The organism is Furfurilactobacillus siliginis (assembly GCF_001437435.1).
Classification (GTDB): domain Bacteria; phylum Bacillota; class Bacilli; order Lactobacillales; family Lactobacillaceae; genus Furfurilactobacillus; species Furfurilactobacillus siliginis.
Genome location: NZ_JQCB01000005.1, coordinates 41,428 through 60,814, shown reverse-complemented (window position 1 = coordinate 60,814; position 19,387 = coordinate 41,428). Strand labels below are relative to the sequence as shown.

19 protein-coding genes are annotated in these 19,387 nt (G+C 45.3%); 2 read left to right on the top strand and 17 right to left on the bottom strand.

Annotated elements, in window-relative coordinates:
• Positions 1 to 65 precede the first annotated feature (65 nt).
• The 14 genes from IV55_RS04855 to IV55_RS04790 all read right to left on the bottom strand — a co-directional run bounded on the left by IV55_RS04855 (position 66) and on the right by IV55_RS04790 (position 14,495).
• Complete coding sequence (locus tag IV55_RS04855) at positions 66 to 896, bottom strand: MetQ/NlpA family ABC transporter substrate-binding protein (protein WP_057809907.1); 831 nt, start codon at positions 894 to 896, stop codon at positions 66 to 68.
• A 489-nt stretch (positions 897 to 1,385) separates the two neighbouring features.
• A complete protein-coding gene (locus IV55_RS04850; protein ID WP_057809905.1) occupies positions 1,386 to 2,375 on the bottom strand; it encodes an aldo/keto reductase in 990 nt (329 codons plus the stop codon).
• A 503-nt stretch (positions 2,376 to 2,878) separates the two neighbouring features.
• Complete coding sequence (locus tag IV55_RS04845) at positions 2,879 to 3,865, bottom strand: ribose-phosphate diphosphokinase (protein WP_057809903.1); 987 nt, start codon at positions 3,863 to 3,865, stop codon at positions 2,879 to 2,881.
• 85 nt (positions 3,866 to 3,950) lie between these two features.
• Complete coding sequence (locus IV55_RS04840) at positions 3,951 to 5,216, bottom strand: MFS transporter (protein ID WP_057809901.1); 1,266 nt, start codon at positions 5,214 to 5,216, stop codon at positions 3,951 to 3,953.
• 77 nt (positions 5,217 to 5,293) lie between these two features.
• Positions 5,294 to 7,798 (bottom strand): SF1B family DNA helicase RecD2, encoded by a 2,505-nt coding sequence (recD2, locus tag IV55_RS04835; RefSeq protein ID WP_057809899.1) that lies wholly within the window; start codon positions 7,796 to 7,798, stop codon positions 5,294 to 5,296.
• Positions 7,799 to 7,829: 31 nt separating this feature from the next.
• Entirely contained in the window at positions 7,830 to 8,579 is a 750-nt protein-coding gene (locus IV55_RS04830) for a tetratricopeptide repeat protein (RefSeq protein ID WP_162260729.1), read from the bottom strand.
• Between the two features lie 25 nt (positions 8,580 to 8,604).
• Positions 8,605 to 9,267 carry a histidine phosphatase family protein gene (locus IV55_RS04825; RefSeq protein WP_057809898.1) on the bottom strand — a complete coding sequence of 221 codons (663 nt, stop codon included), beginning with the start codon at positions 9,265 to 9,267 and terminating at the stop codon, positions 8,605 to 8,607.
• A 335-nt stretch (positions 9,268 to 9,602) separates the two neighbouring features.
• Positions 9,603 to 10,736: a tRNA 2-thiouridine(34) synthase MnmA gene (gene mnmA, locus IV55_RS04820; RefSeq protein ID WP_057809896.1), complete on the bottom strand. Its 1,134-nt coding sequence runs from the start codon at positions 10,734 to 10,736 to the stop codon at positions 9,603 to 9,605.
• Between the two features lie 310 nt (positions 10,737 to 11,046).
• Positions 11,047 to 11,391 carry a DUF1831 domain-containing protein gene (locus IV55_RS04815; RefSeq protein ID WP_057809894.1) on the bottom strand — a complete coding sequence of 115 codons (345 nt, stop codon included), beginning with the start codon at positions 11,389 to 11,391 and terminating at the stop codon, positions 11,047 to 11,049.
• Positions 11,391 to 12,563: a cysteine desulfurase family protein gene (locus IV55_RS04810; protein ID WP_057809892.1), complete on the bottom strand. Its 1,173-nt coding sequence runs from the start codon at positions 12,561 to 12,563 to the stop codon at positions 11,391 to 11,393. Before IV55_RS04810 ends, IV55_RS04815 begins: the two co-directional genes overlap by 1 nt.
• 24 nt (positions 12,564 to 12,587) lie before the next feature.
• A complete protein-coding gene (locus tag IV55_RS04805) occupies positions 12,588 to 13,283 on the bottom strand; it encodes a 5'-methylthioadenosine/adenosylhomocysteine nucleosidase (protein WP_057809890.1) in 696 nt (231 codons plus the stop codon).
• A gap of 22 nt (positions 13,284 to 13,305) precedes the next feature.
• The gene (locus IV55_RS04800) at positions 13,306 to 13,671 is read right to left on the bottom strand and encodes a hypothetical protein (protein ID WP_057809888.1); all 366 of its coding nucleotides are present in this window, start codon (positions 13,669 to 13,671) and stop codon (positions 13,306 to 13,308) included.
• 18 nt (positions 13,672 to 13,689) lie between these two features.
• On the bottom strand, positions 13,690 to 14,256 hold the full coding sequence (locus IV55_RS04795; protein ID WP_057809886.1) for an NUDIX hydrolase: 567 nt from the start codon (positions 14,254 to 14,256) through the stop codon (positions 13,690 to 13,692).
• Positions 14,253 to 14,495: a cold shock domain-containing protein gene (locus tag IV55_RS04790; protein ID WP_057809884.1), complete on the bottom strand. Its 243-nt coding sequence runs from the start codon at positions 14,493 to 14,495 to the stop codon at positions 14,253 to 14,255. The genes IV55_RS04795 and IV55_RS04790 overlap by 4 nt, the downstream gene beginning before the upstream one ends.
• A gap of 396 nt (positions 14,496 to 14,891) precedes the next feature.
• Here IV55_RS04790 and IV55_RS04785 point away from each other — a divergent pair, with 396 nt between their 5' ends.
• Positions 14,892 to 15,131, top strand: coding sequence for a helix-turn-helix domain-containing protein (locus IV55_RS04785; RefSeq protein ID WP_057809882.1), 240 nt, complete (start codon positions 14,892 to 14,894; stop codon positions 15,129 to 15,131).
• A gap of 70 nt (positions 15,132 to 15,201) precedes the next feature.
• Here the strand turns inward: IV55_RS04785 and IV55_RS04780 are convergent, their stop codons facing one another.
• The 3 genes from IV55_RS04780 to IV55_RS04770 form a co-directional block, all read right to left on the bottom strand.
• Positions 15,202 to 15,480 (bottom strand): hypothetical protein, encoded by a 279-nt coding sequence (locus IV55_RS04780; protein ID WP_057809880.1) that lies wholly within the window; start codon positions 15,478 to 15,480, stop codon positions 15,202 to 15,204.
• A 75-nt stretch (positions 15,481 to 15,555) separates the two neighbouring features.
• Complete coding sequence (brnQ, locus tag IV55_RS04775) at positions 15,556 to 16,926, bottom strand: branched-chain amino acid transport system II carrier protein (protein WP_057809878.1); 1,371 nt, start codon at positions 16,924 to 16,926, stop codon at positions 15,556 to 15,558.
• A 435-nt stretch (positions 16,927 to 17,361) separates the two neighbouring features.
• Positions 17,362 to 17,790, bottom strand: coding sequence for a MarR family winged helix-turn-helix transcriptional regulator (locus IV55_RS04770; protein WP_057809876.1), 429 nt, complete (start codon positions 17,788 to 17,790; stop codon positions 17,362 to 17,364).
• Positions 17,791 to 17,938: 148 nt separating this feature from the next.
• Here IV55_RS04770 and IV55_RS04765 point away from each other — a divergent pair, with 148 nt between their 5' ends.
• Positions 17,939 to 19,387, top strand: a complete 1,449-nt coding sequence (locus tag IV55_RS04765; protein WP_057809874.1) for an MDR family MFS transporter — start codon at positions 17,939 to 17,941, stop codon at positions 19,385 to 19,387.

Genomic DNA, 19,387 nt, shown 5'->3' with positions numbered 1-19,387 from the left:
AATCCGTACGGTCGTTCTAGGTCTTGCTCACGACTTCCCGACTTTTGTCCCACTCTCTGGTGCATCTATTTGTTAACGTTCAAATTCCAGGCTGGTACTGAAGTGCCCTTGAACTGTTTGTCGATGACCTTTGCGTTCCGCTTCGTTTGATAATCCTTCACGATTGTCTTGATGGCTTTCTTGTTCTTGTCCGCCTTGCGTGCCACGATGATATTGATGTATGGCTTAACGTTTTTATCAATCTTTTCAGCGTAAACGGCCTTCTTGATGTCTAACTTAGCGTCCACTGCGTACGTATTGTTAACAACAGCAGCGGTTGCTGAATCAAGGGAGCGCGGTGTTTGATCAGCAGCAACTGGTGTAATCTTCAGGTTCTTCGGATTCGAAGTGATGTCCTTTGGCGTTGGCAACTTTGCGTTATCAACCTTGATCAATCCTGCATTCTTCAACAGGTTCAATGCCCGACCTTCGTTCGTTGCATCGTTTGGAATGACGATTTGGTCACCCTTCTTAAAGTCACCTGGTTGCTTAACTTTCTTACTGAACAGTCCTAATGGTGCAACAACCGTTTTCCCAACTGAGGTCAAATCAGTCTTATGTGCTTTGTTCCATTGATCCAGGAAGTAATAATGTTGGAAGGCATTGATGTCGATTTGCTTATCGTTTAACGCCTGGTTAGGCTGCGTGTAGTCAGAGAAGCTAACGATTTTTAAATCAATACCGTCTTTTTTAACATCCTTAGCAATTGGTTTCCAAATCTTTTCATCGTCGTTACCCACGATTCCGACTTTGACCGTCGTCGTTGACTTAGCTGATTTACCACAACCAGCTAACACTAATGTCAAAGCCAATACAGATGTTGCACCTAATAACACACGCCGAAATTTTTTATTCATAATCATTCTCCTTTTGATGAACAATTGCTCAATTTAGTTTATGCCATGCAAGCATGACTTCATATGACAGATTTCAGTGTGCAGCAACTAAAAAACGCCCACCTCTAATTTATTACTAAATTAGAAGCGAGCGTTCGCGTACCATTCTAAGTTCAAGTCAAATTTACATTTGGCTCCTCATTAACCGACACTAAGAAAGGGTCTAGAATTCCCCAGTAGCGGTGTGCGCGTTAATGAGCGCCAATTCATTGTCACCTGGCACAGTTGTGCTCGATGACACCAATCGCAGGCCATTTTCACCCTAACTTAGCTACCCTGCTCTCAGCAAATGCAGGTTTTCTGGACAGTCTCGTTAGTGTTACTTTCCTGTTCACATTGTTATCTGTCATATGGAATTGAATAAAGATTAACGCACACAAAAAAACTTGTCAACGGTTTACTTTAGAAAATGATGAGTTTATTTGTACCATTCTCATAAAGATCCTTATATTATGCGTTTAAAATCGTATCAATATGGGCAATTTCATCTGGCGTAAATGTTAGATTTTCAACTGCTTTAATGTTGCCCAACAAGTGATCAACATGCGAAGCACCAATCACAACACTGGCCACGACGGCATCATGCAGCAGCCATGCCAATGCCATTTGGGCAAGTGACTGTCCACGATCTTTGGCCAGGTCGTTCAAAGCATTCAACTTACCAACCACTTTATCGCTACCTTGATCAAGCGATAATTTATTGCTCCAGTGAATTGGTAGATCAGCCGGAATGCCACCCAGATACTTATCGGTCAGCAGCCCTTCAGCCAACGGTCCATATGCAACCATCCCCAACTTATTAGCGCGTAATACGTCCAGTAAGCCGTCTTCTTCAACGCTACGGTTAATCATGTTGTAACTACTCTGATTGACCACAAACGGCGTGTGATGTTCTTTAAAGAGTTTCGTGATGGCAGCCGTCTGTTCAGCATCAAAGTTCGATACCCCAACATACAACGTCTTCCCTTGTTTAACCATCAAATCGAGGGTTTCAACCTGTTCTTCAAGTGATGTGTGTGGATCAAAACGATGCATGTAAAAGACATCTACATAATCAAGATGCATGCGCTTCAAAGACAGTTCCAGCGCGTTCATCAACGTTTTGCGTGATGAAAATTCGCCGTACGGTCCAGGCCACATATGGAAGCCAGCCTTAGTCGTTACGACTAACTCATTTCGATATGGTTTCAAATCTTGTTCAAAGACCCGTCCAAACGTTTCTTCAGCAGATCCATTACTAGGACCATAGTTAGAGGCGTTATCAAAACTAAAAATACCGTTATCAAAAGCCTTCAACATTACTTCACGACTATTGGCGTATGGTTGTTGATCGCCTAAGTTTCGCCACAAGCCAAAACTAACTGCTGGCAACATGAAGCCAGTATCTGCTACCCGCCGAACGGGCATATTCTCATAACGTGTTTCATCTGCTTGATACATGAATTGATAACCTCTTTCTCAATTGGTTTATACCACTATTCTAACGTAAATCTGAATTTGCGGCGAGAGAGATGGATTAGAATCTTATAAAATTCGTTGTTAGAGTTTAGTGGCGGGGAGGTTTTGAGGTTATTCTGTCTAAAACGCCTAAAAAAGACCCTGCTTCCTGTGCATTGCCTGACCGCCGTCCGGAGCTTTGCTCCTACCACCGTCCTTGTTCTTGCTCGGAAGCAACCCGGGTCTTTTTCGGCTCTGTTCTTCTAAAACGCTAAAAAAAGACCCTGCTTCCTGTGCAGAACCTGACCGCTGTCCGGAGCTTTGCTCCTACCACCGTCCTTGTTCTTGCTCGGAAGCACCCGGGTCTTTTTTTGGCTCTGTGCTTTTAAACGCTAAAAAAAGACCAGCCACCTGTGCATTGCCTGACCGCCGTCCGGGGGCTTTGCCCCACTACCGCCGTTCCTGCAATTGCTCGGTGCCTACCGGTCTTTTTTTGGCTCTGTTTGTTATCTTAACTTCACATCTGGGTTTTGCTTTGAGATGAATAACTCATCTACCGGTTGATTGTTGTGAATGCGCATGATTGCCTCACCCATTAAATCAGCCACTGAGATGACTTCTAATTGGTCAAATTGTTTTTCTTCTGGAACCACGATTGAATCGGTTACGATAACCTTTTTCAACTGCGATTCTGATAATGTTTGGGCCGCGTTACCTGAGAATACCGCGTGGGTTGCGACCGCGTAAACATCGGCAGCACCAGCAGACTTCAGAATATTTGCAGAAACAGACATCCGGTCGGCAGTATCAATCATATCATCGACTAACACAGCGCGTTTACCGGCAACTGACCCAATCACAGAATCTGGCTCAGGATCAAACTGATCTTCTGAACGGTTGTCGATAATGGCAATTGGCGCCTTCAACAGTTCAGCGAAGTTGCGGGCCCGTGAAACACCAGCGTGATCTGGTGCCACAACCACAACGTTATCTAACAGATCATTTGTATAGAAATACTTGGCAAGCAAGGGTGCCCCGAGCAAGTGATCAACTGGAATATTGAAGAAACCTTGAACTTGGTCCGCATGTAAATCAAGGGTCAAGACACGATCAACACCGTCAATTTGCAAGAAATTGGCAACTAGCTTAGCCGTAATTGGTTCGCGAGAACGGGCTTTCCGGTCAGAACGGGCATAACCATAATATGGTAATACCACGTTGATCTCACCGGCACTTGCACGACGCAACGCATCAACCATGATCATTACCTGCATGAACGAGCTGTTCACCGGATCACTGACAGATTGAATCACGTAAATTTCGTCACCACGAACGCTTTCATCAATACTAATGGCAATTTCACCATCAGCAAACGTACTGATTGTCGAAGGGCTTAGCGGAATGTTAATGGCTGCCGCAATTTTTTCAGCCAGTGGCCGGTTAGTGTTCAACGTAAAGAGCTTGATGTCACCACCAGATTTTGCTTCACTCATGTTTGCCTCCAAAAAATCTCAATTACCATTATTATCGCAAGCTCACCGGGCAAAGACAAGCCCTAACCCACTGATTATCCAAGTTTTATTGGTCTATTCCGGTCTGTTTCAAACTGGTGTTAAACCACCATGCAACAGCGACTAATGCAATTCCGCTGGCCATAAAGATCCATTTAATGGAGATGACATCTGCTAGCGGTCCAAAGAACAGCATCGCCAATGGGTAAATCCCCGTCGAGACAATCTGGAAAATGGAGAAAACCCGCCCCATCATGTTTGTGCTGACAGTCTCTTGAATCAAAATATTGCTGGTTGCTTGAATAATAGGCATCGCAATTCCGCTTAAGAACATGAAGAACAGATAAACGTAAAATGGTTCCGGAACCCCCATTGCAAAGAATGCCACACCACTTACACCCAGTGCCAGGGCAATCAGCGGGATTTTCTTACTAATGTGCTGATGACTACTGATCCACAAACCACCTACCGTCGCACCAGCTGTCCACAGTAACTCGTTTAGCGTCAGCAGCATGACCTGACTGCCAAATGTTTGTTTAACAAACAACGTCGACAACTGTGAACTTGGTGCAATCATGATAAAGGCCAACGCAATCAGCAGCATGAATTTACGCATAAAGCCATGTGAAAACGTGAATTTCAGGCCGCCACCAATTTGCTTCAAGGTCGATGTCACAGCTCCCATCGTTGCCTTTTGCTCTGTCAAAACAGCAGGTGCGATACGAATCAACGCTAATAATCCTAACCCAACGCCGGCCGTTACCACGTCAATGACGAAGATAAAGATGATTCCTAATTTACCGAGAATTAAGCCGGAGATAATTGGTGTCAATAACAACAACACCGCATTGATAAGTTGATTTAGCCCGTTCATTCGCGTTAGCTCTTTACGTGGTGCTAATTGTGGTAATAAGGCATTTCCAACTGGCATTTCAATTCCGCTACCAGTGGAACGAACGGCGGCAATCAACAAGAGTAACCATAAGTCTCGCCAGCCAAAGTAAAATAGCAACGCGATACCTAAAGTCACCACCGTCACACCACCAGTGGCCCACATCAACAAATTCCGTCGGTTAAAACGATCGGCCCACACACCAGCCCACAATGAGACTAAAATCTGTGGCAAGCTCTGCGCCAATGTGGCCAGCATCATCCAAGTTCCCGAGGACGTTTGCAACGCAATGTACCATAAAATCGCAAAGTACACGGATGACGATCCAAACAAGAAAAAGTTTTGTGCCGCCAAAAAGAGCCCAGTGTTGCGTTGCCAATGATCTTGCAACGCAGCCTGAGCTGCCGTAGTTGTTTCATTTGTTAAGTCTGCTTGTGCCATGTTGGTTCTCCCCTCACGCGATGACGAATTCTATCATAGTGTAAGGTTCTAACTGTAAATTTGCCACTAAGTACGCTTTATGAATTAGCGGGCGCAAAACTGGTCGGTGTTACACCTTGCATGCCAATCATCGGATCCACGTCGCCACCCAGTACCATGCTAGTGGTCAACACCGTCGTTTGCGGCTCTGCCGGTGTATCTTGGATGACTGATTCACTTACTTTTGGTGTTGAAGCCGGCGCCTCACTTGCCGGTCCAACTTTTGGCTGTGCCGGTTCTGTTGTTTCAGCGATTTCTTTTCCAAATACCTTTTGAATTCGCTCCTGCAATGTTGTGTGTCGGTTAACTGATTCATTTTCAGCAGCGTCCGTAAAGGACTGTTGGTCCCCGACTAAAATCAACCATTGCTGTGCCCGGGTCACCGCGGTATACAACAGGTTTCGTTGTAACATCCGCCGAAACTGCGGTACTAATGGCAGAATCACCAATTTGAATTGCGACCCTTGTGCCTTATGAATCGACACACAGTAAGCTAACGTAATGCGGTCAAACTGTTGGCGAGAATATTCCACTTCCGTTTGATCGAACGCAATTGTTAGTTTATCGACCTTGTCCAAGTTATCCTTCGCACTGGCCAAATCAATCCCGACGATTTCGCCCATATCGCCGTTAAATACGTTGTTTTCGGGACTGTTCACTAAATGCAACACCTTGTCACCAATTCGGAAATGCTCGTTATGTGCCTCAATTTCCTTGGTGCGACTACTACTTGGTGGATTTAAAATATTCTGCAAGGCAGTGTTTAGCGCGTTGATACCGGCGGCGCCACGATACATTGGCGCCAGCACCTGAATATCAGCCTTCGCAAAACCCCGTTTCTTCGCACGTTCCACCACTTGGCTAATTACATCAACCACTTGATACGGTCTTGCGGAAAAGAAACTACGGTCACTTTGATTAACTGTGAAATCATCAGGTAGACCGCCTTCTTTAATCGCATGCGCCAAGGGAATAATTGACGAGGTATCATCCTGCCGATAAATCGTCGTCAGTTCCGTTGCAGGAATACATCCAGATTTCAATAAATCAGCAAATACCTGTCCTGGCCCAACGGATGGTAGTTGATCCCGATCACCCACCAAGACCACTTGCATATGATTTGGCACTGCTTGAATCAGCGTCCGGAATAGGAACGTGTCCACCATCGACATTTCGTCGACAATCAATAACCCACCGCTCAAATCCTTGGCCGAGTTTTGCTCAGCTTCGTTTTCACGACCAGTCAATCCTAACAACCGGTGAATGGTGCTAGCTGGCAAGTCAGTCACTTCACTCATTCGCTTAGCTGCTCGACCAGTCGGTGCAGCTAATAAAATTGGAAATGTTTCATCTTCGTACTCATTAATATCCAGTGATAACTCATGAATATGTGCATATAATGCCACAATTCCATTAATAATGGTCGTTTTACCGGTACCAGGTCCACCCGTCAGTAAATATACTGGTGAGGTCAATGCAGACTTGATTGCTGCTTGCTGCGCCTCGTCATATGAAATATCCAGTTGTTTTTCAACCCAACGAATCTCATGATCCAAGTCCACGTCATCATCAATCAGCTTATCTGCGTCTTGTTGCAGTCGCTGTAAATGTTCGGCACTATCCCATTCGGTGTCATACACCGATTTTAAATACACTTGTTGTCCGTTACCGACAATCACTTGGTCCTTCGCCAAAGCTAACATTTGATCAGCTAAACTATCCGGTGAAATCCGCACGTTACGCGCGTTTTCTAATAACGCAGTGGCGCCTGTGATCAGCGGCTGTACCTGCGTGTATGTGTCCCCAGATGAATAACTTAAATCGGTTAATGTTTCCAGTAACGCTGCCCGTAACCGTCCTGCTGAATCAGCATCGAAGCCCAGTTGTTCAGCAATTTGGTCTGCCCGTTTAAAGCTGACTCCATTAATGTCTTCGACCAATTGGTACGGATTCTCGCGAATAATACTTAAGGTATCTTGCTTATATTTATCATAAATAACCGCGGCCAGCTGGCTCCCAAAGCCAAAACCGTTTAAACCAATGATGACCTGTTCAGTACCGTGATTTTCCTGCAGTACTTCCACAAAATGTTCCTTGACGGAGGCCTTCAAACCAATTGAATCCACCACACTCGGGTCTTTGACCACCTTGTCGATCACGCCAGTCCCCAGTGTTTCCACAATTCGTTCAGCCGTTTTCTTGCCTAACCCAGGAAATTGATCGCCTGATAAATATTTGATCAAGCCCGTTTTAGATGTTGGCGTTTCGTTTTCATAGTTACTAGCAGCCAACTGTTTGCCATATTTTGGATGATCGACAACTTTCCCGAAGAAGCGATAGGTACCCTCCTCAGCCACGTCACCAAAAGAACCAGTGACGACGATCTCATCTTCAACCCAGTCTAGATCTGTTTCATCAACATGGACTAACAACACTTTAAAAAAGGAATCTGGACTACTAAAAAAAATGGCGGCCACTTTGCCCACCACGTAATTCGGCTGGAAATTGGTCGCATCGTCAAATAACGATAGATTTTCGGACATTATGGTCACCTCCTAACTGTTCAGTACATTTTTATTGCTGTTGCTTTTTAATCAGCGTGGCAATATCATTCACCTTTTCCTGACTACGTTTAACATACTCAGGATCATTTTGTTGCGCTGCCTTCATAAAGGCGGACTCATCTTGCCCTAAAACCATGGCTGTTAGCCCACGGTTGAAGTTCACCTTACCATTTTTAGAATCTGCTTCTAATGACTGATCATAAAAGTCAGCTGCCTGGTTAAAATTCCCCATCGCCATCAAAATATCGCCCAATAGCGCATTGGCTGTGGGGTCTTGTTTATTAGCATCGTGCACTGTCAACGCAAACGCAAAGGCCTTTTGATAATTATTCTGCTGTGTATAGGTTTGCGCCAACATTTGGTAGGCGTCTAACTGCAACTTTTTATCGGTAACCTTAGCAAATTCAGCCGCTGCTTTGTCATAAGCTGCAGCCTGATAATAAACATTGCCTAAGCCATAAGTCAGAAGGTTCACAGCCTCGTCGTCATCACTAAATAAGCCGCGCGACTTAATTAACAATTCCTCGGCTTGTTCCACATCCTGCATATCTAATAGCACAGTGGCTAATTCATAATTTAAATGATAGTCCTCTGGATGATCATCAATTTGTTTCACTAATTTTGAAACTGCCTGATTTGCTGCAGCAGTTTGATCAGCTGCATCCTTACCAACATGTCGTAAATCAACACGTTGATTTTTCGCACTCGTTACCACTTTTCGGGTCGTAACCGGCTTAGTTTGTTTCGAACGATTACTCATGACAGTTTCCTCTTTGCTTACTTTGTTAGATAGTATTGGTGGCATCTGGCACTTCATCTAAATAAGCCGTCAGATTGCGCGCCACCATGGTGAACGTTTGCCCACCATCAGTCGTTTCTAAAATGGTTGTACTCGTGTTGGCTAGCCCACCTTGCGCGCGCATATCAACCAGGGGCACATTCAATAAACCATTGATTCCCGCGTTAAGCGCTGCCCCATGAGAAATAAACAACAGGTTCGTATCCGCACCGCCATGATACGCTGCCGCTCGCTTGATAACTGGATCCATGCGGTTAATAACATCAGCAAATGTTTCCCCATTGATAATGGTTGGGTCGTACTTATCAGCATGGTAGCGAAAGCCATCATATTCTTCTGGATATTGTTTTTTAACATCCTCGAAGTACATGCCTTCCATTTTACCCAGCTCAAACTCACGTAAACCTGAATCTAAGGTCAAGTCAACGCGTTGTGGCAAGCTTTTGATTAAATGTGTCGCCGTCATCCGCGCACGTTTAATTGGACTCGCATACACATGGGCAAAGTGAACGTCACCCAAATAAGTCGCTAACTTTTCGATTTCATCATAGCTTTCACGCAACAATGGTGAATCTCCGTTCGCACCTTGGTAACGTCCCTCTAAATTCCATTGTGTTTTGCCGTGCCGAATAAAATACAATTTAGTCACTGTTTTGGCTTCCCCACTTAGAATAATGTGCTTTTATTATGCCATTTTTGGGCGGTGAATAAAAGCGGGGTGAACAGCGTTGAGGTATCGTTTTGAGAAACGCTGGTGTTATAAAAAGAACCCCTGATTTTCATCAGGAGTTCCTTGAGATTACTTTATTGGAGTGAACGGTGTTTGAAAAATATAGTTAGTTTTCGTTGTCTGCTACATAGTCGAAACGCGCTCACATCCCCTGAATCCTGTGCATTGCCTGCCCGCCGTCCGTGGCTAAAGCCACTACCGCCGTGCTTGCAATTGCTCGGATTCAACCCGGGTCTGTTCTCGCTCTTTTATATCTATATATACTGCAATTCCTTCACGTCGTTAAAGGCTGCGTCAATGATTCCACTACCTAGGCATTCATCGCCGTCGTAGAAGACCACAGCTTGGCCTGGCGTGATGGCGCGAACTGGTTGGTCGAATGTGACCGTGGCTACCGTACGCTCGTCGTTCAAGTGCACGGTTACACCAGTGTCCTTTTGACGGTAACGGAACTTCGCCGTCACGTGGAAATCATTGGTGTCGCTGTCATTGACCCAGTTTAAGTCAGAAGCTGACAAACTTGTTGCCAACAAATGTGGATTATCAAAGCCTTGGCCAACATACAAGATGTTTTTGCTCAAGTCTTTACCGATGACAAACCAAGGCTCATCGCCTTCCTTTTGACCACCGATGCCCAAACCCTTACGCTGACCGATAGTGTAGTTCATGAGACCGTAATGCGTCCCCATCGCTTCACCATCCAAGGTCATCATCTGACCCTCTTGTGCAGGTAAGTACTGGTTCAAGAAGCCCTTCCAGTTCTTTTCGCCGATGAAACAAATTCCAACGGAATCTTTCTTTTCAGCAGTTGCCAAACCGGCTTCTTCAGCAATTTCACGAACCCGAGGCTTCTCAATCTCGCCCAATGGGAACAACACGCGATCCAACTGGTCAGAAGACAACTGACTCAGGAAGTACGTCTGATCCTTGTTGCTGTCCATCCCACGTAGTAAGTGGCTGTGACCATCTTCATCATGCGTTGCACGCGCATAATGTCCTGTTGCAATGTAATCAGCACCAAGTTCCAAGGCATAGTCTAAGAATGCCTTGAACTTGATTTCCTTGTTACAAACAACATCGGGGTTAGGAGTCCGCCCCTTTTTGTACTCATCCAAGAAGTACGTGAACACGCGGTCCCAATACTCCTTTTCAAAGTTCACGGAGTAGTACGGAATACCAATTTTATTGGCAACCTTAGCTACATCCTTATAGTCCTCTGTCGCCGTACAAACGCCATTGTCATCAGTGTCGTCCCAATTCTTCATGAACACACCAACAACATCATATCCTTGCTGCTTTAAAAGCAACGCGGTTACTGACGAGTCTACCCCACCACTCATGCCGACGACAACACGGGTGTGTGAATGATCAACTGTTTGATCAGTCATGGTATCACCATCATTTCAAATAGATTCTGAGAATCAACGATTTGAAGGTCGCTATTATCAGTGCTTTAAAGTATAACAGGTGTCACTTACGTTTTTCAAGTAACAGTGTGCGAGCCAACCCGGTTAAAATCTGAGCATCAACAAGGACGATGGTAGTGGGTGAAGCCCACGAACAGCGGCCAGGTTGGGCACAGGATTTTGGGTTGGCGAGCACGATTCGACTATATGACAGGGATCTTTGCCAGACTCTCTCTCCCCACTACAAAAAAAGACCATCAGCTTCCGCCAACAGTCGTGTCATTAATTCGTCTTATACTTTTTCAACCAGTACTTTACGTTCAATCAAGTTATCCATTTGATAGCCAAACTGTTCGACCAGCACGTCTTTATTCGTATTCTGAAAAATATTGACGTTGCCAGTTCCCGTTGGATTCACCGTATTCAACTTGAAGCCGGTCAAATCCTTGTTAACCAACAAGCGTAATTTAATTGAACGTGCTAGCCCGGCCCTCGGATCCAGTGGTCGTTCCAAGACAAAACCACCGGCATTTGTTTCAGCAAACCCAAGGTCGCGTAACGTGTACTTTTTAATTTCAGGACTCAATTGATACGTATGTGCATCCCCTGAAACCTGAACTTCTGTTGCAAATGCCATTAGTTAGCCTCCTGTTCGTTTGCGCTAGCGTTCAGCCGCTGCGTCATCGCAGTTAAAGCGTTAATGAAGCTATCCAAATCAGCAGTGGTCGTGTACCGGCCAAAGCTTAACCGAATTGACTGCATGACCCGTGGATTATCTTTGCCAAACATCGCAACCAGCACATGACTTGGATCCAGTGATCCCGCTGTACATGCAGAACCCGCAGAAACTGCCACACCGGCTAAATCTAAGTTAGTCAACGTGACATCATTTTCGACACCTTTGATCCACAAATTTAAGACGTGTTGCAAGTTGTCAGGTCGCAGGCTGCCGTTAATTTCAAAGTCCACGCCAGCCTTGGTCAAGCCATCGACGACATATTGTTTGAAACTGGCGTACTTCGCTTGACGATGCGCTTTTTCATCGGCGGTCAAGGCTGTAACTGCGGTCGCAAAACCAGCAATGGCAGGAATGTTTTCCGTGCCTGCACGCCGCTTGTCTTCTTGGTCGCCGCCTTTCATGAAACTTGGAAAGTCAATGCCTTCGCGCCGGAATAAGAAGCCCATTTGCTTTGGCCCATTAATTTTGTGCGCAGATGTCGACAACAAGTCAATGTGGTCACGATTTACATCAATATCCAGCAAACCATAAGCCTGCACAGCATCGGTGTGAAACCAGGCTTGATGATCTTGTAATAGTTCGCCGATTTCATGAATTGGCATGGTCGAACCGACTTCATTATTCCCAGTCATGATCGATACCAAAATCGTGTCATCAGTCAAAGCTGCCTTTAAATCATCTAAATTAATCGAGCCTTCTTCGTTCACTGGCAAATACACAACATCGTACCCGTTGTGAGCCAACCAGTTCGCTGTTTTCATAATTGATTCATGTTCAATGGCCGTCGTAATGATCCGCCGGCCAAGGTCCCGACGAACCGTTGCTGTCTGCATCCACACGGTGTTGTTACTTTCAGTTCCCCCTGCAGTGAAGACAATCTCATCGTCTTTTGCATGAATACTGTTTGCAATCACGTGGCGAGAGTCATCCAGGACTGCCCGGGCCTTCCGCCCAAAAGCATGCACTGAACTAGCATTGCCAAAGTCATGTTGCATTTGGTCCATCATGGTTGCGACCACCTCGTCACTCATTGGCGTGGTGGCAGCGTTGTCTAAGTATATGTGATCCACTTGTCTGCCTCCTAAAGGTCTAAATTAAGCTGCTTGATGCGCAAAGAAATTCAACAACATCGCTGCTGACCGTTTACCTGCCTCGATAATAAATTCATCAAATGAGACACCTGCATCCCCGTTGCCAGTATCACTCATCGCACGAATTACCAGGTAAGGAACGTCAAATTGGTGTGCCACTTGGCCAACTGCGGCCCCTTCCATTTCACAACTAAGTGCTTCAGGGAAATGGGCTTTGATCTGTGCAGTCGTTTCATCACTAGCCACAAAGGAATCCCCAGTGACAATTAATCCTTGTTTGACATCTAAGCCAGTTGCCGTTGCAGCTTCAGTAATGGCGGTTGCCCATTTTTGTGAGGCATCAAAACGTGCAGGTTGTTGTGGCAATTGACCATAAACATAATCAAAGGCCGTGGCGTCAACGTCCCAGTAAGCCGTTTGATCAGCAATTACAACGTCACCAACGTGCAACCCTTCGCCAATTCCACCAGCTGAACCACTGTTGATCACGACATCAACCCCAAAATTCGTAATCAACAAAGCGGTCGTCAAGCCGGCTTCGACTTTACCAATTCCAGAGCGCACTAACACGACGTCTGCGCCATTGATGGTGCCGGTATAAAAAGCGACATTACCAACCGTGACCGTTTCTTCACCTTGTAGCTGATCTTGTAATTCTTTAATTTCTTCGTCCATGGCACATAAAATTCCAAATTTCATTTATCCCACTCCATTATTTTCATTAGCCAATAAATCGTAAAATGATGTACACCAACACAATTAATACAACGAGCACGATAATGGCGATGTTTAACCGATGTGCCAAGCGTGTCGTCTTTTCAGCTGGCGTGAGCTTTTGTGTCATGCCACTACGTTGTGTCGGTTGCTCCGGCTGCTCCATTTGAGAAACATCCGGCTCGTCGACTTTCGGCTGTCGCTTAAAGAGCCGTTGAAAAAGACCTGCCAATCTTCCTTTAGCCGCAGGTTTCACTCGACGATTAGGTTCTGTCTCAGGTGCAGCTTGTGGTGCCCCTTGCTGTGACAGCTGTTTACGATATTGTTCCCGGGTCAGCTTATCAGTGTCGCCGGGGCGTTGTTCGTCATTCATGAAAAATCCTCGTTTACTTTAAGCCTCAGGTGTTACTAAGCCAGCTGTTAATAATTGCCAGTAGTACACAGCCATAATCGTTTTCTGATCATCAAACGTGCCATCAGCAATCATTTCTTGTGCTTCAGCAAGTGTATATTCATGCAACACGATGTTTTCATCAACATCTTGAGGCAATTTTGTTGTGACTGGTGTCAATCCCGTAGCGACGTACAATGTCATGTATTCATCGGTAAAACCGACTGATGTGTAAAAACCACACACCTTGTGAATATCTTTCGCCGCATAACGGGTCTCTTCGTTTAATTCACGAATGGCAGCCGTTTTAGGATCATCTTTGTCACGGTCATCTAACTTACCAGCGGGGATTTCAAAAGTTACCTTACCGACTGGTGCGCGCCACTGTTCTTCAAAAATAGCTTTGCCAGATTCGGTGATTGCTAACATGGCTACGGCAGCCGCATGATGCACAACATCACGATGGGCAGTGTCGCCGTTTGGTAACGTCACCGTTTGATTTTCAACATCAATAATTGCGCCATGATATTTAGGCGAAACTGCTGTTACCTTTTCTTCGAAGTTCATGCCTCAAGGCCTCCATCAACATGCTTGGTGACTTTAGCCGCTTGTGGTCCACGAACGCCTTCCACCACGACAAAATCAACGGCTTCACCTGGTTCCAAAGTTTTGTAACCCGCTTCGTCGATTGCTGAAAAATGGACAAACACATCTGGGTTACCAACAACTTCAATAAAACCAAATCCTTTATCCTTATCAAATGTTTTTACAGTACCGTGTTCACGGCCATCCGTTAATTTTGCCATTATGTTCTTCTTTCCTGTTTAGACTTGATTAATAGTATAAGAAAAAAACGCCCGCTTTGCCAGTAACGCCCATTTTCAGCCGCAATATTAACGAATAAACATGATTTGTGAATTTTTAATGCATTTTTTATTATTTTGTTTAATAGTGGCTACCAAGCCCGCCAAATAGGCACTATTAGTTAATTAATTAGTCCTAATAATTAAACTAATAGGTTTTAAAGCAATGCCGCAATCCGCGTCAACACTGACTTTATTTCAAATTTATGGCTGACACGCAGTTTTTTGTTTAAAGACGCAATAATTAAGATTAGTTGCGTTTTCACGAGACACTTGTATAATCTTTTTGTTCAGAAGAATTGGCATAGACACATTGAGAAACTTTAGGAGGTGGCGAACTTGTTGGGGACCTTATTAAAAGAGCAGCGCATCAACCGTAACATGACGTTAAGGCAGTTGGCTGCAATCCTTAATGAACGCTACGGATTGAATTTATCCGCTGGCATGCTCTCACGGTATGAGAACGGTACAAACATTTCAACGGGCAACTTATTTTACATCACAGATTACTTTGACATTGATTTAACGGCATTTGCCAAAAGCTTTGTCGCTGATCGGCGGAAGAATTTAGCAAACTAAAGATGCCACACCATTTGAAAAGCGCAGATTGACAACTTTGCTGTTGTCAATCTGCGCTTTTCGTTTGCTGTTAATGATTCAGTAACATGTCATATCCACGCAGCTGGCGCATTAGCATTGTTGCTAACGTCGTCACCGCTGGTGGCACCGTGTCTGTTGTAAGTTGATAGCGTGCTAATAAACCTTGTAAATGACGCATCATTTTACCGTAGTCACCGGGATAACTAAACCGTCGTGCCTGTTCACTAAGCAAATGAACGAGCGCTGGTGACTGCGAAACGAGTGGATCTGCGAGGGTTGCGTGCAGTTGTGCGCGAATCGTTGAAACTGCTTCAATACTTGTTGTCATGCAATTCAGCCTCCTCTTTTAACCACTGTCAGTTTAGCATGTTTACGCCATCATCGCCTGTAATCTGCTCACGGTTTACCCGTTGATCCGGTTCACTTTAACAGTTTTCCTTTGCTGCACAAAGTAGATTGTTAAACCAACAACGAGGCCAACCACGGCTGGTACCACCCAGTCCAAACCAATCGTTGCCAGTGGTAAATAATGCTGCAAGCGTACAACACCGCGTCCAAACGTACTGTGACTCACGACTGGTGGAAAGGCAACAACCATGTCCAGCAGCGCAGGCACAACGGTAAAACCGACCACGAATCGATAAACAACCGGTGCTCGCTTAAACAGTGGTGAGCAAACAGACAGGCCAATCAACACCATCGATAACGGATATAAGAACATCAAAAACGGTGTCGACCAGGCAAGAATCTGTTGCAAGCCAAAGTTGGCAAATACGAACGAAGCCGCACTTGTGATTCCCAACCACGTCCTGTAGCTAACCGCCGGAAAATGTTTATGAAAGTCCTGGGCAAAAGCGGCAACCAACCCGATTGCGGTCGTTAAACACGTTAGCGTAATCAACGTTGCTAGCAATGATTGGCCGAAGACACCAAGATAGTGATTGACGATTTGATCGAAAGCGACACCACCATCCACCGACAACTTAAATTGTCCAAGGGACATACTGCCTAAGACAATCAATGCTAAGTAAATCGCAGCTTCAAACGTCATTGAAATCATCCCCGCACGTGCGGTCACTGCCGCAACGGCAGCTGGTTTATGTTTGCCCATCGTCTTAACCGCAGTCACCACCGTCACACCAAAGGCTAACCCAGCCAGTGCATCCATCGTGTTATACCCTTGCAAAAAACCATTGACGAAAGCGCCATGTAAATAATCTGTCGTCACCGTCTGTTGTGCTGGATTCCCCATTGGTCGACTAAAGCCGATCGCAAACACACAAAATAGTAGGACTAAGAATAGTGGATTTAATAAGCGGCCTACATTCGTCACGATGTGATTTTCCTTCAGCGATAACAAGTATGCGAGGCCAAAGAACACACCACTAAAAATTAGCAGGCCGACACCGTTATATTTAGCTGGTAACAAAGGTGCAATCCCAACCGCATAAGAAACGGTAGCCGTCCGCGGTGTTCCAAAGAACGGACCGATGGTACCATGGATCAACACCATAAAGAATAAGGCAAACCCAGGTCCCAAAGGACGCCCAATATCATAGACACCTTCTGACCGAGTGATGCTGATTGCCAGCACAGATAATAGTGGCAACAGCACTGCGGTCACTAAGAAGCCCAAGGTTGCCGGTAGCCAATTACGGCCGGCCAGTTGACCTAAGTGCAATGGAAAAATCAGGTTTCCGGCTCCAAAAAATAAGGCAAATAGCATCGAACTGATGACTGCGTAATCTCGTTTCGTTAATTGACGGTCTTGCATACACATCGCTTCCCTTCTCGGTTTTGATTATCGAACAGCGGTTGATCACAAAAAAACGCCCCTTTTGAGTGTTACTCAAAAAGGACGTTTGCACGTGTTACCACCTTTAGTTTACCGATTCGTCACCGAACCAACCTTGTCGGGTGCTCATTCATGACTGCTAGCTAGTCAGCCTGCATGAATACCCCAGCCCGCTAATGGAGGCCACCAACAAAGCGCTCAATCTTCGCGCTTGCCACTCCGGGATGATCTTCCCAATGTGCTCAATTGACGTCCTCTCACCTAACGACGCTCGCTTCACCATGATTACAAGGTACTGTTCCCATCAACGTGTTTTTTCACTGTTCTATAATGTTATTTTAATTTAACCGTTTTTACTGGTTAAGTCAATGGCAACTTTATGTTTTTATTCGGCACCAAATTCGGGCGCTCCACTCACTCTGGGTCCAAACCGCGATTGATTTTAGCCAATAATTTAATTAACTGTTCAGACTCTACCGGTGATAACGCCTTTACTAAGGTGTCATTACTCGTTTCAAAGGCACGGCTGATCTGTTCTAAAACAGCCCGCCCTTTCGGCAAGAGGTAGATTTGTTTTTGACGTGCGTTGTCAGCTTGTGTACGCCGTTCAATATAACCGTTACTTTCAAGTCCCTGAAGCATACTCGTAATCGTCGCCCCGCGTAACCGAAAGGCATCCGCAAGTGCCTTTTGAATAATGCCTTCATGTGCACCGATATATTCTAGCGTTCGACCCTGCTGCTGGTTAAGGCCTGTCTGCTGCATTAATTCTGTCTCGGTGCGCATTTGTTTATGCGTTATTTGACGAAGTAATTCGGAAATATCTGATCCAAACCGGTTCATATAATCGCCTCCTGTCATTTAGTATACATGATAATTAGATACTTGACAGTTAGATATCTAAGTATTAGGATAGCCAAGTTGTCAAAACCAACGCATTAATTTAAGCAAACAGTTAGATGTCTAACTGTTTTCGAAAGGAAGTTTTACTTTGGTTACGAAAGATATTTATGGAAAACCTTATCACTTAACGCTATTTGTCATTACCCTACTGGTCGCGTCCTTTACTGACATGTTAAATCAAACGGTCTTAGGTGTCGCACAACCGACCTTAATGACTTACTTTTCGGTATCAGCCTCGACCATTCAATGGTTGACCACCGGCTTTCTGTTAGTCAGTGCGGTGATGATTCCCGTCACCGGCTGGTTAACGAATCGGTTCGGTACCAAGTGGCTGTTTATTTTTTCGCAAGTACTCTTTGCGGCCGGCACCTTACTTTCATTTACTGCCGGTAGTTTTTCACTATTGCTAACGGGACGCTTAATTCAGGCGATGGGTTCCGGCATCGCTGCCCCGCTCTCAATGACCATGCTCTTTTCGGCATTTCCACCAGAAAAGCAGGGACAAGCCATGGGACTACTCGGCATCGTCTTCGGATTAGCACCAGCAATTGGACCAACATTTTCAGGCTGGGCAATTGATGCTTTTTCATGGCGCGCAATCTTCGGGATCGTCGTTCCCATCAGCCTCATCGCCTTGGTGGCATCACTCTTCTTCATTAAGGATGTCGTCCCTAAACGAGCAGCTCGTCTTGATTTACTGTCCCTAGGTTTATCAACGATTGGCTTTGGAAGCTTGCTCTATAGCTTTTCCATTGTTGGTGACAACGGTTGGACTAGCCGAATCTTCTTGCTGACACTGCTCCTTGGCCTAGTTGCCCTCGGCTGGTTTATTCATCGTCAATTAAAGATCGACACGCCGTTACTCGATATTTCCGTCTTTAAGATGCGTAATTTCACCCTCGGAACCATCATTGGCGCCGTTGTTATGTTTGCCATGATCGGTTTCGAAATCATTCTGCCCATGTATCTGCAAATCATCTTAGGGATGAGCGCCGTTAAATCTGGCCTTTCACTATTAGCAGGTGCCCTCACCATGGCTGTCGCAAGTCCTTTAGCCGGTGCCGTGCTCGACAAATTTGGTGGCAAATACCTAATTATGTTTGGCATGTTGCTGGTGACATTAGGAACCATCCCGTTTGTCTTTGTCACCGCAGATTCTTCCATCGTCTACATCATCATTTTGTATGCCGTTCGGAACTTCGGGATGGCATTATCATTGATGCCTTCTGGAAGCGTTGCGTTTTCCGCTTTGCCAAAGCAAAAATTTGCGGATGGAAGTGCCTTGAACAACGTCGCTCGGCAGGTATCTGCATCCATTGGCACGGCATTTCTAGTGTCGATGTTCACGAACGTTAAGGATAACCTGAGTCCTAGCAAACATTTATTGCAAATAAATCCAATTGCGTATAAAACAAAAATCTTTCATGCCCTCCTAGCGGGCTTCCATGTTGGTTTCTTAATCACCATCATCTTCACCTTTATCGCCGCCATGCTTTGTCTAGCGTTCGTTAATAGCCATCAAAAGGAGGCTCAGTAA